The 14299-nt window shown below is 74.0% G+C and carries 9 protein-coding genes; 5 read left to right on the top strand and 4 right to left on the bottom strand.

Annotated elements, in window-relative coordinates; genetic code table 11:
• The first annotated feature begins 173 nt into the window (after window positions 1-173).
• Window positions 174-1388 (top strand): amidohydrolase, encoded by a 1215-nt coding sequence (locus tag ADL05_RS21885; RefSeq protein ID WP_053618878.1) that lies wholly within the window; start codon window positions 174-176, stop codon window positions 1386-1388.
• A gap of 144 nt (window positions 1389-1532) precedes the next feature.
• Here the strand turns inward: ADL05_RS21885 and ADL05_RS21880 are convergent, their stop codons facing one another.
• Both ADL05_RS21880 and ADL05_RS21875 read right to left on the bottom strand, forming a co-directional pair.
• On the bottom strand, window positions 1533-2474 hold the full coding sequence (locus tag ADL05_RS21880) for a DUF3592 domain-containing protein (RefSeq protein WP_053618877.1): 942 nt from the start codon (window positions 2472-2474) through the stop codon (window positions 1533-1535).
• 12 nt (window positions 2475-2486) lie between these two features.
• Window positions 2487-3275, bottom strand: coding sequence for a TIGR03089 family protein (locus ADL05_RS21875; RefSeq protein ID WP_053618876.1), 789 nt, complete (start codon window positions 3273-3275; stop codon window positions 2487-2489).
• A gap of 158 nt (window positions 3276-3433) precedes the next feature.
• Here ADL05_RS21875 and ADL05_RS21870 point away from each other — a divergent pair, with 158 nt between their 5' ends.
• From ADL05_RS21870 to ADL05_RS21860, 3 genes are all read left to right on the top strand, one after another.
• On the top strand, window positions 3434-5509 hold the full coding sequence (locus tag ADL05_RS21870) for a hypothetical protein (RefSeq protein ID WP_053618875.1): 2076 nt from the start codon (window positions 3434-3436) through the stop codon (window positions 5507-5509).
• A gap of 14 nt (window positions 5510-5523) precedes the next feature.
• Window positions 5524-6456, top strand: coding sequence for a glycosyltransferase family 2 protein (locus ADL05_RS21865; RefSeq protein WP_053618874.1), 933 nt, complete (start codon window positions 5524-5526; stop codon window positions 6454-6456).
• 113 nt (window positions 6457-6569) lie between these two features.
• Window positions 6570-7655 carry a glycosyltransferase family 4 protein gene (locus ADL05_RS21860; protein WP_053618911.1) on the top strand — a complete coding sequence of 362 codons (1086 nt, stop codon included), beginning with the start codon at window positions 6570-6572 and terminating at the stop codon, window positions 7653-7655.
• A gap of 131 nt (window positions 7656-7786) precedes the next feature.
• Here the strand turns inward: ADL05_RS21860 and ADL05_RS21855 are convergent, their stop codons facing one another.
• Entirely contained in the window at window positions 7787-8752 is a 966-nt protein-coding gene (locus ADL05_RS21855) for a lysylphosphatidylglycerol synthase domain-containing protein (RefSeq protein ID WP_053618873.1), read from the bottom strand.
• A gap of 364 nt (window positions 8753-9116) precedes the next feature.
• Between ADL05_RS21855 and ADL05_RS21850 the strand changes: the two genes are divergently transcribed.
• A complete protein-coding gene (locus ADL05_RS21850; protein WP_082376737.1) occupies window positions 9117-11744 on the top strand; it encodes a bifunctional FO biosynthesis protein CofGH in 2628 nt (875 codons plus the stop codon).
• Window positions 11745-11829: 85 nt separating this feature from the next.
• On the opposite strand, the gene ADL05_RS21845 is transcribed toward ADL05_RS21850, so the two are convergent.
• Window positions 11830-14211: a chitinase C-terminal domain-containing protein gene (locus ADL05_RS21845; protein WP_231640859.1), complete on the bottom strand. Its 2382-nt coding sequence runs from the start codon at window positions 14209-14211 to the stop codon at window positions 11830-11832.
• Window positions 14212-14299: the final 88 nt, after the last annotated feature.

The raw sequence follows: 14299 nt of genomic DNA, 5'->3' as shown, positions 1-14299 counted from the left end.
CCACGCGGCCGAACCGCACGGGCCAAATCACACGGGCCGAGCCACGCAGGCCACACTGCACGGGCTGAACCGCACGGGCCGAAGCGTTCGCGGGCCGAACGTCCACGAGCGGCCCGGGTGCGCCGTCCGCCCGCCCTTGGGCGGTCGCCCCATGATGGGCTAGGTTGCCCGCCATGGATATCGCGATCAGATCCGGATACGTCGTCCCCGTCGACGGCGACCCCATCGACGGCGGGACCGTGCTCATCTCCGACGGACGGATTCGGGCCGTCGGCCGGGACGGCGACGTCACCGTCCCCGAGGGAGCCGAGGTCGTCGACGCCGCGGGCCAATGGGTCCTGCCCGGCTTCGTCGAGGCGCACGGGCACATCGGCATCGACGAGGAGGGCGTCGGCTGGGCGGGCGACGACACCAACGAGATGACCGACCCCAACGGTGCCCGCATGCGCGCGCTGGACGCCATCAACCCCGCCGACCGCGGGTTCGTCGATGCCCTGTCCGGCGGCGTCACCAGCTCCGTGGTCAAGCCCGGGTCGGGAAACCCGATCGGCGGGCAGACCGTGGCGATCAAGTGCTGGGGCCGGAGCATGGAGGACCGGCTCATCCGGCACCCGGCGAGCGTCAAGAGCGCGCTCGGGGAGAACCCCAAGCGCGTGTACGGCAAGAAGGACCAGATCCCCTCGACCCGGCAGGGCGTCGCGGCGGTCATCCGGGACGCGTTCACCAAGGCCCAGGACTACAAGGCCAAGCGGGACCACGCCCTCGCCGAGGGCAACCCCTTCGACCGCGACAACACCCTGGAGGTGCTGGTCCGGGTCCTGGACGGCGAGCTGCCGTGGTGCCAGCACACCCACCGCGCCGACGACATCCACACGGCCATGCGCCTGGCGGACGAGTTCGGCTACCGGCTGATCATCAACCACTGCACCGAGGGACACCTGCTGGCGGACGAGATCGCCGCACGCGGCATCCCGGTCATCACCGGGCCGCTGATGGTCGGCCGCTCCAAGGTCGAGGTCAAGAACAAGACCCTCGCCAACCCCGGGATCCTCGACCGCGCGGGCGTCAAGGTCGCGCTGACCACCGACCACCCCGTCGTCCCCATCGAGTTCCTGGTCCACCAGGCCACCCTGTGCGTGAAGGAGGGCATGGCCCCGGAGTCGGCGATCCGGGCCCTCACGGTCCACCCGGCGGAGATCATGGGCATCGCCGACCGGGTGGGCGCCCTCAGGCCCGGGCTGGACGGCGACGTCGTCATCTGGTCCGGCGACCCGCTGGACGTGATGAGCCGCGCGCTGCGGGTGTTCGTCGAGGGCCGCGAGGTCTACACCTACGACGAGGAGGCGCGTGAGGGGCGGGCGCTGGACGCCTACTACCGCGAGTCCTGAGCCCCCCGGGCGCCCCCGGACGCCTCAGTGCGCCCCGGACGCCCCAGGGGTCCGTCCGAGGCCCTTCCACGGCAGCCGCACCGGTGCCCGAGGTGCGGCCGCGCCGTGTGCGCGGGGGCGGGCCGGCGGCGGCGCCCCCGGCCCTCAGAGGCCGGAGCCGGCGAAGAGGACGCTCACGACCCCTCCCACGATGGTGAAGACCGCGCCGATGAACACCAGCGCCAGGCCCGGGAACAGGCCCCCCATGGCCAGGTCGGCCACGCTGAACTCCGCCGGGTGCTCGGGATCGTGCCGGACCAGCACCCTCTGTTGGAGACCCGGCCGGAAGGACCGGGTGGACGTCTCGTAGCGGCGGTGGACCTCACGCCCGTCGGCGGCCCGGAAGTGCACCGTGAAGGGGTGGGTGATGCTGGTCCTGGTCCCGTTCTGGCCGCGGCGGCGCTGGACCTGGCGCCAGGTGTCGGTGATGGTGCCGTACACCTCGGCGGTGTGCCGCCGGGTCCTGCTCCGGCCGCGCACCATGGCCACGACGCCGCCCACGACCAGGCAGGGGCCCAGGACGACGAACAGCAGGGGGACGAGGCCGACCAGGTCCCGCGCCCCGCCGCCGGCGAGGGCCAGCAGGATGACGCCGCCGATGACGATCACGCCCAGCAGGGGCAGCAGGGGCCGCCACAGCGGGGGCCCGCCCGGACGCCGGTCCGGGCGCACCGCGTAGCCGCCGCGGGCGGGGTCGGGGTGGGCGGCACGCTCCACCCGGACCAGGCCGGGATCGGAGGGGGAGTGGACCAGCTCGACCGGCGTGCCCTCACGGACGACGTAGCCGCCCAGACCACTGGAGTCGACGGCGTCCCAGCGGGAACCGTCCGCGCCCCGCACCGTCACGGTGACGGTGTGGCCGTGGGGGCTGCGTTCGAGCGGGTGCACCGCGCTCACGTGCCCGTGCGCGCGCACGCCCGAACCGTCCAGCTCCTGCTGCTCCCTGCGGCGCCTCAGTGTCGCCAGCACGCCCCGGACGCCCTGGTAGAGGCTGAACCCGAGGAAGAGCGCCACGATGGCGGGGCCGATGAGACCGTTCACGTCCATCGGGTCGTTGTATCAGAGCCGGCGAAGGCCCGCGAAGTCCGGTTCGTCCCCCTCGGGGGCGGTCACGGCGGTGGCCTTCTCCATCCGCAGCCGCCCGGCCTGGTCGTCCGCCCCGGGCGGGGTGAGGATGAGCGGCGCGCCGGAGGCGAGGGCGGCCAGGAACAGGTCCAGGGACGGGCCGAGCGCGGACAGCGGGGCGTCGGGGGCCAGCAGTACGGCGATCCGGTCCTCGCCGTTCAGGCCCCACCGCGCGGCGCGGTCGCGGCCCACGGCGGCCAGTTCCGCGCCGGTGTACGCGCGGTCGGCCTCCAGCGCGGGCGCCCCGGGGTCGATGGGGTAGGCCGCGAAGTGGTCGCCGTGCCCGCGCACCTCCACGGAGTAGTCGTGCACCATCGGCGGGACCGACGCCAGGGGCAGGCCCAGGGGGTGCAGGGAGGTGCCGACGACCTCGTCGGCGCCGGTGTCCGCGGCCTCCTCCAGCCGGTCGGCGTCGGCCACCACGACGTGGGCGCCCCGTCCGACGGTGTCCCGGGGCGAGGGGGTCACCACGGTGCCCACCGACCAGCAGGAGACCGCCCACACCAGGGACTGCCAGTGCACGGGGAGCGCGAGGACGGTGCTGTCGCCGGGTTGCGCGCCGAACCCGTCCACGAGCATGTTGGCGGTCTTGGAGACCCAGTTGTCGAAGGTCGCGCGGGAGAGCTCGACCCGGGCACCGGAGGCGTCGTAGGACGTGACGAACGGCCGCGCCGGTTCGGCGGAGACGAGGGCGCGCCACAGCTGCGCTGGAGTTTCGGACATACCGTCACCCTAGATCGTGATCCGCGAACGCTCACCTCCGCCCGCGCGACGCCCGCGGTCCGGCTTCCGTCCCGGCTCCCGACGCGGCTCCCGGTCCGGCTCAGGGCACCGTCGGGCCGGGGTGTGCACTCCGATGGCGGAGCTGCCAGAGTTGCCCCATGCGCATGCCCCCCGGCCGACTCCTCCTCGCCCGCGTCACGGCGCTGCCGGCGATCGCCGTCTCCGCCTGGCTCCTGGTCACGTTCCCGCTGCTGGCCCTGGGCGCGTTCACGCCGGTCGCCGCGGGGATCGTCGGCGTGCCCGCCGTGGTCGCCGCCTGCGCGCTGGTCCCGCGGCTGATCCCCGAGCCCGGCCCCCGGCACCCCGGGGCGAGGGGCGCGGACGACGACGTGTGGTCCGTGGTCGCGCTCGTGCTCCTGCTCACGATCGCCGTGGCCTTCGCCGTCGTGCAGATCGCCTACCACGCCGAGACGCTGGTGATCCGCCGCGACCCCGCCTCCTACGCCATGTACACGGCGTGGATCGCGGAGAACGGCCACCTGCCGATCCCGCAGCAGCGCGACCTCATCGCCGGGGACGATCCGGCGCTGGGCTACCAGAGCCTGGCCCAGTACCAGCGCGACGACGTCATCTGGCCCCAGTTCATGGCCGGCGCCCCGCTGCTGACCTCGGTCGGCTACTGGCTCGGCGGGCTCACCGGAATGCTCGTCACCACCCCGGTGCTGGGCGCGCTGGGCGTGCTCACCTTCGGCGGGCTCGCGGCCCGCCTCGTCGGCCCCCTCTGGGCTCCGCCCGCGGCGCTGGTCCTGGCGGTGTGCCTGCCCCAGCAGTGGGTCAGCCGCTTCACCTACAGCGAGCCCGTCACCCAGATCCTCCTGCTCGGCGGCCTGGTCCTGGCCTACGACGCGCTGGCCCGGCGCACCGCGCTGACCGACCGGTGGTCGGCCGCGCACGCCCTGGCCGCGGCGGCCGGGCTCTCCTTCGGACTCGGGCTGGTGGTGCGCATCGACGTGCTGCGCGACCTGCTGCCGGTCGTGGGCTTCGTCGGCCTGCTGCTGCTCGCCCGGCGCGGCCAGGCGCTGCCCCTGCTGGGCGGGCTCGCCGTCGGTGTCGGCCTGGGCCTGTACGCGGGCTTCGGGCTCTCCCGCCCCTACCTGGAGTACCTGGAGGACTCCCTCGACCCGCTGCTGCTCATCTCCGGTGCCGTCGTCGCCGTCACGGTCGTCGCCACGGCCGCCCTGTGGCGGTTCGGGGTGCCGCGGGTGGAGCGCGTGCGGTGGTTGCCGACGGCCGTCGCGGTCCTGTCCCTGCTGGTCATGGTCGGTTTCGCGATCCGCCCCCTGCTGTGGCCCGACTACGGGCACGGCAGCGACTTCACCGACCACTGGGTCGCCTACGTGCAGGAGCGCGAGGGGCTGGCGGTCGAGGGCAGCCGGACCTACTACGACATGAGCCTGTACTGGGTGGGCTGGTACGTGGGCCTGGGCACCGTCCTGTTCGCCTCCCTGGGCGTGGCCCTGCTGCTGCGCCGCGTGGTCCAGCGCCGCGACCCGCAGTGGGTGCTGCCCCTGATGGTGCTGCTGTGGACGGTCGCCACGACCCTGCTGCGGCCCGCCATCACCCCGGACCACCCCTGGGCGAGCCGGCGGCTGATCGTCCTGGTCATCCCGGCGTTCGTGCTGCTCGCCGTCTGGTTCGCCGCCTGGCTGACGCGCTACTGCGCCGCCGTCGAGGACGTCCGCGACCGGCCCGCCACGGTCCAGGCGCTCCCCGCCGTCGTGGCCGCGCTGGCCGTGGGCGTGATGGTCGTTCCGACCGCGGCCACCGCGCACGGCGTCATGGGCTACCGCCAGGACGTGGGAACGGTCGAGGCCACCCACCGTTTGTGCGACGCGATCCCGCCGGACTCCTCGGTCGTCGTGGTCGACTCCGGCCTGGCGGGCGGGTACATGCCGCTGCTGCGCAACGTGTGCGGCGTCCCCACCGCGGAACTGACCGATCCCACGCCAGAGGCGGCGCAGCGGGTCGTGGAGCAGATCCACTCCCGCGGCCGTGACGCCGTGCTCGCCGCCTCGCAGTACGAACCGCTGCAGGCGCTCGCCGGGCGGGACGCCCCGCTCCAGCGACCCTTCGACGTGACCGCCGCCATGGATCCGAGTACCCTCATGGAGCCCCCGACCGGCCACTGGACCTTCCGTGGCAGTGTGTGGGTCGTCGTGATCCCCGTCGAGTGAGGTAAGAAGAGCGCATGAGCGAGGCCGGCGGCGACGCCTCAGCCCAGGAACCGGACGCCCCCGTGCGCGTCACCATCGTCCTGCCGTGCTTCAACGAGGAGGAGCACGTCGTCGACGAGGTCAAGCGCATCTGCGCGGCCATGGACGCCTCGGAGCACACCTACGAGCTGCTCGCGGTGGACGACGCCTCCACCGACGACACCCTCGCCCGCCTGCGGGACGCCGAGGCGCTCTACCCGCACATGCGCGTCATCGCCTTCGGCCACAACGGCGGCTCGGGCACGGTCCGGCGGATCGGCAGCCAGCGGGCGCGCGGCGAGTACGTCGTGTGGACTGACGCCGACATGAGCTACCCGAACGAGCGCATCCCCGAACTCGTCTCCATCCTGGACGACGAACCCGGCGTCGACCAGGTCGTGGGCGCGCGCACCCAGGAGATGGGCACGCACAAGGCACTGCGGGTCCCGGCCAAGTGGGCCATCCGCAAGATCGCCGAGAGCCTCACCAACACCCGCATCCCCGACCTCAACTCCGGCCTGCGCGTGTTCCGGCGCGACGTGGCCCGCCCCTACCTGCGCCTGCTGCCGCCCGGGTTCTCCTGCGTCACCACGATCACCCTGGCGTTCCTGTCCAACCAGCACCCGGTCAAGTACGTGCCCATCGAGTACGCCAAGCGGGCGGGGACCTCCAAGTTCCACTTCGTCAGGGACGCCTACCGGTACATCCTCCAGGTGCTGCGCATGGTCATGTACTTCAACCCGCTCAAGGTGCTCATGCCGCCGTCACTGGTGCTACTGGGCCTGGGCGCGGGCAAGTTCGTCTTCGACCAGGTGCGCCACCCGCTCTACATCCCCAACAACACCGTCATGATCCTCATGACGGGGCTGATCATCGCCGCCATCGCGCTGCTGGCCGACCTCATCGTGCGGTCCCGGGAGAGCGCGTGACGCGGCCCGACCGCCGCCGGACCGAGTCCGACGCGGGCGCTGAGCACCGGGACGCGCCGAGAGCCCCGGCGGACGGCCCCAGATCTCCGGCCCGGCCGGCGCGCGTCACGCTCGTGGGCCCCGCCCACCCGTACAAGGGCGGCGGTGCCCGGCACACGACCGAGCTCGCCCACCGGCTCAGCGCCCTCGGCCACGAGGTCGCGATCGAGTCCTGGCGCGCCCAGTACCCGGCGGCGCTCTACCCGGGGCGGCAGACCGTGGACGAGGCGGAGGGCACGCCCCACCCCGGGACGCGGCACGAGCTGGCCTGGTACCGCCCGGACGGCTGGTGGCGGACCGGCCGCCGCCTGGCCCGCGAGGCCGACACGGTCGTGCTCACCGTGTTCTCGCCGGTGCAGGTGCCCGCCTACCTCGCCATCCTCGCCGGTGTGCGCTCGCTCGACACCGGCACGCAGGTCATCGCCCTGTGCCACAACGTGCTGCCGCACGAGCGCCGCGCCGTGGACGTGTCCCTGAGCCGCGCGCTGCTGCGCCGCGTGGACGGCGTCCTCACCCATTCACCGGAGCAGGCGCACCTGGCCGAGGGGCTGATGGGCCCCGACCGGCCGCGCCCGGTCACGGCCCCGCTGCCCCCGCACCTGCCCGACACCGGCGGACCCGTCCAGGGGCCCGCGGGCGAGCGCCGACACCTGCTCTTCCTCGGCATCGTCCGGCCGTACAAGGGCGTCGACCTCCTGCTGCGGGCCCTCGCCGACGGCGCGCCCGACGACGTCGCGCTCACGGTGGCGGGCGAGTTCTGGGGCGGTACCGACGACCTGGCGGCCCTGGCGCGCGACCTCGGCGTCGCCGACCGCGTGCGGCTGCGCGACGGCTACGTGCCGGCCTCGGAGCTGCCCGCGCTGTTCGCCTCCGCCGACGCCGTCGTCCTGCCCTACCGGACGGCCACCGCGACCCAGAACGTCTGGCTGGCCCACGAACACGGCGTCCCCGTCGTGGCCACGCGCGCCGGGACGCTCGCCGACCACGTGCGCGAGGGCGTCGACGGGCTGCTGTGCGCCCCCGGCGACGCAGCCGACCTGGCCCGCGCCCTCACCGCCCTGTACGCCCCGGGGGAGGCCGAACGGCTGCGCGCGGGCGTGCGGCCGGTGGACCCGGCCCCGTACTGGCGGGCCTACGCCGACCGGCTCCTCAAGGCCTGAACGCGGGATCCGGCGGACCACGGCCGGGGCCGGCCCTCGGAGCCGCCGACGCGCCTACCGGCCGTGTGCACCGACCCGTCACGCGCGGGCGGAGGATCCGGCACGGAGGCGGGGGCGGCAGCGGAGCCGCGTCAGGGGACGGGGTCCTGGTCCTGGCCCTGGTTCCCCGGAGCCACGGCGGCGGTCGGTGACAGCAGCACCGACAGTCCGGCCCAGGCGATGTCCGCCACGGTCATCACCAGGCGCGAGAGCACCGCGACGACGAGCGCCGCCCCCGCGTCCACGACCGGGGCCAGGGCTACCACCAGCACCGCCTCGCGCACGCCCAGCCCGGCGGGGGCGAACACCACCAGCAGCCCGAGCGTCCAGGCCAGCGCGTACCCGCCCACGGCCGGGCCGACCGACGCGACCGGATTCCCGCCCACCGCCCAGGTCAGCAGCCACGCGTGCGCCCCCAGCGGAGCCCACGCCAGCACGGTCCAGCCCACCGCGGCGGCCACCGAGCGCCCGCGCACCTCGGGCGGGCCCGCCTCGGCCACCTCACGGAAGCGCCGGAAGGGCCGGGCCGCCGTGCGGACGCCGAACCCCAGCACGCGCGGGTGCAGGCACGCCAGCAGGAGCGGGGCCGCGGCCAGCACCCACCACCAGCGGCGCGCGGCCCCGTCGGAGGCCAGGGGCAGGGCCACCGCGGCCACGGCCAGCCCCACCGCGACGGTGACGGCCACCGCCAGCAGGGTGGCGGCGGCACCGCGCGCCCGCGGGACCTCGCGGTCGCGCGCGAGTTCGACCTGGGCGACGAACGCCCACACCGACCCCGGGAGGTACTTGCCGAGCTGGCCGACGAACATGATCCGGGCCGCGACCGGCACCGGCAGCGGCGAGCCGAGCCCGCCCAACAGCGAACGCCAGGCGAGCATCTGGGCGGTCAGCCCCGCCATCCCCGCCAGGACCGCCGCGGGCAGTGCCCACAGGGGCAGGGCGGCCACCGCCTCGCGCGCCTGCGTCCAGTGCGCGCGCAGCGCCCACCCGGCGCACGCGAACACCACCGCGAGCAGGGCCAGGCGCACCCACCGGTTACCGCGGAGCCGACTCAGCACGCGGCCACACTAGGGCATCCTCCGCGGATCCTCACCCGCCGCGCGGCGTCCACGGGCACACCCCGGCCCACCACGCGCCCCGGCTCCGGCCGCCGCCCGGGCCCCGCATGGGGCGATCACGCCCTCGGGCTCGGGGTGTGCCCTTCGCCCGAGCCCGGCCCCGCGCGGGGGGCGATCTTGCCGTCGGGCTCGGGGTGTGCCCTTCGACCGAAACCCGGCCCCCCGGTGTGGCGATCATGCCGTCGAGTCCGGGGTGCGTCCTTCGACCGACCGGCCCCGCGCGGGGGGGCGATCATGGGGCCATCGGACGCACCACCGCATGCCGTCGTCGGCCCGAGAACCGGGGCGCGTAGGGTGGGCCGTTATGAGTGGTGCGAACGACCCGGCCCCCGGCTCCTCCCCGACAGCGTCCGCGATGCGCAGGGCCCTCGCCCGCGCCCGGGACGGCAAGACACTGGACGTCACCGAGGCCGAAGTGCTCCTGCACGCCCGGGGCGAGGACCTGGAGACGCTCCTGGACCACGCCGGCCGCGTGCGCGACGCCGGACTGGAGGCCGCCGGCCGCCCCGGCGTCATCACCTACAGCCGCAAGGTGTTCGTCCCGTTGACCCGGCTCTGCCGCGACCGCTGCCACTACTGCACGTTCGCGACGGTGCCCGGCCGCCTGGACGCCCCCTACATGTCCCCGGACGAGGTCCTGGAGATCGCGCGGCGGGGCGCGGAGATGGGCTGCAAGGAGGTCCTCATCACGCTCGGGGACCGCCCCGAGGACCGGTGGAGCCAGGCCGCCGAGTGGCTGGACGCGCACGGCTACGACGACACCCTGTCCTACGTCCGGGCCATGGCGATCATGGTCCTGGAGGAGACCGGCCTCCTGCCGCACCTCAACCCGGGTGTGCTGACCTGGTCCGACTTCCAGCGGCTCAAGCCGGTCTCGCCGTCGATGGGCATGATGCTGGAGACCACCTCCGAGCGGCTGTTCACGGAGAGGGGCCAGGCCCACTACGGCAGCCCCGACAAGGACCCGGCCGTGCGGCTGCGCGCCCTGGAGGACGCGGGCCGCTCCAACGTCCCCTTCACGACCGGCATCCTCCTCGGTATCGGCGAGACCGTCGCCGACCGCGCCGAGTCGATCTTCGCGATCCGGGGCGTGGCCCGCCGCTACGGCGGCATCCAGGAGGTCATCGTGCAGAACTTCCGGGCCAAGCCCGGGACCGCGATGATGCACCGCCCCGACGCCGAGCGGGAGGGGATGGCCGCGGCCATCGCCGTCACCCGCCTGGTGATGGGGCCCAAGGCCCACATCCAGGCCCCGCCCAACCTCATCGGAGCCGAGGCCGGCGGCGTGGACGAGTACGCGCTGATGCTCCGCGCGGGCATCGACGACTGGGGCGGCGTCTCCCCGCTGACCGCCGACCACGTCAACCCCGAGCGCCCCTGGCCGCAGATCGACGACCTGGCCGAGCGCACCGCCGCCCAGGGGTTCACCCTGCGCGAGCGCCTCACCGCCTACCCCGAGTACGTGCGGGCGGGCGAGCCGTGGCTGGACCCGCGCGTGGCGGCGCACGTGGCGGCCCTGGCCGACCCCGAGACCGGACTCGCGGTGGAGGACGCGCCCCTGGTGGGGCGGCCCTGGCAGGAGCCCGAGGCGGTACTGGTCGACTCCGGCCGCACCGACCTGCACACCGGCATCGACACCGAGGGGCGCACCGGCGACCGGCGCGGCGACTTCGACGCCGTCTACGGCGACTGGGACGAACTGCGGGCGGGTGTGGACCGCGAGGGCGCGGTGCCCCGCCGCTTCGACCCGGACATCGCGGCGGCCCTGCGCCGCGCGGAGGCCGACCCCGCGGGTCTGAGCGACGACGAGGCGCTCGCGCTGCTGCACGCCGACGGCCCCGAACTGGAGGCCCTCACCGGCCTGGCCGACCGCGTGCGCTCGGACGTGGTCGGCGACGACGTCACGTTCGTGGTCACCAGGAACATCAACTTCACCAACGTCTGCTACACCGGCTGCCGGTTCTGCGCCTTCGCCCAGCGCCGCACGGACGCCGACGCCTACACCCTCTCCCTGGACCAGGTCGCCGACCGCGCCGAGGAGGCGTGGAAGGCCGGGGCCACCGAGGTGTGCATGCAGGGCGGCATCCACCCGGACCTGCCCGGGACGGCCTACTTCGACATCGCCGGGGCGGTCCGCGAGCGCGTCCCGGACATGCACGTCCACGCGTTCAGCCCGATGGAGGTCGTCAACGGCGCCTCCCGGACCAACCTGCCGATCCGCGAGTGGCTGACCCGCGCCCGCGAGGCCGGTCTCGGCTCCATCCCGGGCACGGCCGCGGAGATCCTCGACGACGAGGTCCGCTGGGTGCTCACCAAGGGCAAGCTGCCCGCCCGCGAGTGGATCGAGGTCATCACGGCCGCCCACGACCTGGGGATCCCGACGACGTCGACGATGATGTACGGGCACGTCGACTCGCCGCGGCACTGGGTGTCGCACATCAAGCTGCTGCGCTCGCTCCAGGAGCGCTCGGTGGAACGCAACGGGCGGCGGGGCTTCACCGAGTTCGTGCCGCTGCCGTTCGTGCACACCAACGCGCCGATCTACCTCGCCGGGCTGGCGCGCACGGGCCCGACGGTGCGGGAGAACCGGGCGGTGCACGCCCTGGCCCGGCTGCTGCTGCACGGGCACATCGACAACATCCAGTGCTCCTGGGTCAAGCTGGCCGAGGACACCTGCCGTCAGCTGCTGCGCGGCGGGGTCAACGACGTGGGCGGCACCCTGATGGAGGAGACCATCAGCCGGATGGCGGGTTCGGGGCAGGGGTCGTTCAAGACGATCACCGACATCCGGGCCCTGGTCGAGCCGACGGGGCGCCCCCTGCGCCAGCGCACGACCCTCTACGGAGAGGTGGCCGAGGAGCGTCGCCGCGTGGCCGAGGCCAGCGACGGCGTCGCCGCCAGCGTGCTGCGGCCCTCCCTGCCCCTGGTCTGAGCGCGTCCGGCCGTCCGTGTCGCGCGGACGGCGACGGGGGCGGTGCGCCGGGCTCCGGCACACCGCCCCCGCGGTACCCAGGGGATCAGCAGGTCCCCAGGTGCTCCCAGGCGCCCCACTCACCGGTGGTGCCGGGCTCGTCCTGCGTCCACCACTGGGCCCGGTAGGCCGCGCCGCCGTGCGTCACGGTGTCGCCCTGGGTGTAGGTGGTGCCCGCGACCCACGCGGGTGCGTCGCAGTCCACGGGGTCGCCGCCTCCGCCGCCGTCCCCTCCGCCGTCTCCGGTGTCGGGGGCGTCGACCAGCGTGCCCTCGCGCGGGGCGTCGTAGGTGATGGCGTACTCCGTGCCGCCGACCCCGATCCGGAAGTTCGAGGGCTGGGCGATCGGGAGGCGGTAGCTGAGCGTGAAGTCCAGCGAACCCCCGGCCGGGATGCTCTGCCAGCTCGGGACGGTCAGCTCCACCCGGTGGAAGTCGCCGTCCAGGCCGCCGACGTTGTCGCCCCGGTCGTGCCCCACCTGTACGTGGCTCAGCCCCATGCCGGACTGGTCGCTCATGTCGCCGGGGGCCGAGGTGCCGTAGTCGAACGTGATCGTCGAGCCGCCGGGGATGTCTCCGGACGAGTTGTTGGTGATCGTCACGTCCGGGGTGATCGGGTAGTTGTTGTCGCCCAGGGCGAAACCGCCGAAGTCCACGTCCACGTCCAGGACCTGCTCCGGCGCGGGGGTCTCGGCCTTGGCCGCCCCGTAGGGGCCCGCGTCGCTCAGCCGCTCGTGGAGGCTCGTGATGAGGGTGTCGCCCATGACGTACTGGCCCGCGTCGGCGTCGTAGGCGTAGTCGCCGACCATCTCCCAGATCATGACGCCGCCGAGCCCGGTGTCGGCCACGTAGTCCGCCTTGGCGGCGGTGGTCCGGTCCGCGTCGCCCGACAGGAACGTGTTCGTCGTCGAGTTCCACCACCACTCGTTGCGGGTCGTCTCGTCCCAGTGGCGCTCGTAGGTGCCCACGAGTTCGTCGTCCACGCCGTAGTCGGCCGCGTAGTCGCCGACGACACCGTCCTCCAGGTTGAGCACGTGCCAGATCGGGTTCGCGCCGGCCGCGATGGCGCCGCCGGTCACGGGGTCGCTGTCGTGCCAGAGGTTGTCGATGCCGTCCGCCCCGTCGCCGCAGGGCACGGTGAGGCCGGTGCCGGGCTGGCACTGGTCCTGGTCGGGCAGCGCCGCCGTGCCCCAGAGCCCGTTCTCGCCGCCCTCGACGTCCTTCCAGCCCCGCGTGTAGAACGGCAGCCCGAGGTTGATCCGGCCGGCCTGCATCGCGCCGCGGAAGTAGTGGTGGGCCCAGTCGGCGTTCAGGTAGCCGATGCCGTCGTAGGCGCCGTAGACGTCCGCGAGCTCGGGGTCGAGTCCGCTGTCGTAGAGCGCGCCGTTGTGCCCCACGAAGTGGTTCCACGTGCCGTGCAGGTCGTAGGTCATCATGTTGACGAAGTCCAGGTACCGCACGACCTGGTGGACCTCCTGGCCGCGCAGCAGCCAGCCGGAGGAGGGGACCGCGGCGGTCAGCTGGTAGTAGGTGCCGTCCTCGGCGGAGGCCGTGTCGAGCTTCTCGCGCAGCACGCGCATCAGCTCCTCGTAGCCCGCCCAGAGGTGTCCGCGGCGCTCGTCGGAGATCCAGTAGTCGTCGGGGCTGCCGGCGCCGTTGTTGGACGTGGCGTACTCGTAGTCGATGTCGAGGCCGTCGAACCCGTACTCGCGCACGAACTCCACGGCCGAGTCGGCGAAGGTCTCGATCCCCTCGTGGTTCACCCCCGTGGACGTGGTGGTCATCGAGTAGAAACCGCCGGAGTCCACCCGCTCGCCGTCAGGGTCGAAGTAGCCGCCCGTCTCGGCCCAGCCGCCCACGGCCACCAGGGTGCGGACCCCGGGGTGGTCCTTCTTGAACTTGTTGAGCTGGTTGAAGTGGCCGTCGTAGGGGAACTCGGGATCGGGCTCCAGGCCGGGGCGGTCCCAGGTCATGCCGGTCGCCGGGTTGTCCGGTCCGTCCGGGCCGACCGAGAGCCGGTTGTCGCCGTCGACGTGCCCGAAGGCGTAGTTGATGTGCGAGATCCGGTCCCAGGGGATGTCGTCGACGAGGTAGGTCGGCTGGTCGTTGGCGCCGTTGCGCCAGCTCGTGAAGTAGCCGATCACACGCCGGTCGAGGCCGTTGGGCAGCTGCTCGCGCCCGTCGGCGTCGTAGACGTCGCAGTAGGGGACGTCCACGCCCGGGGTCTGGTGGAGGCCGTCGGGGCGGCAGTCGGTGTCGGCCGCCGGTTCGGCGGGCTGGGCCTGGGGCGCCTGTGGGGCGGCGTGCGCGGTCGGCGCGGCGAAGAGCACGCTCGCGGCCACGCACAGTCCGGCGGCGGCGGAACCGAGGCCGCGGACCCAGCGGGCCGGGCCGGTCCGGGGTCCAGGGGGGTGGTGGGAGGAGGGCATGGGGGAACCTTTCAAGGGTGCGGCGAGCCGTCGCGGGCACGCCGGGGGGAGCCGTCCGGGGCGGGGAGGGGCGGGGCGGGCCCGGGTC

The sequence above is a fragment of the Nocardiopsis sp. NRRL B-16309 genome, from assembly GCF_001279585.1.
In the GTDB taxonomy this organism is placed as follows: Bacteria; Actinomycetota; Actinomycetes; order Streptosporangiales; family Streptosporangiaceae; genus Nocardiopsis.
The sequence above is the reverse complement of the archived record's forward strand: the minus strand, read 5'-3'. Positions and strand labels throughout refer to the sequence as shown.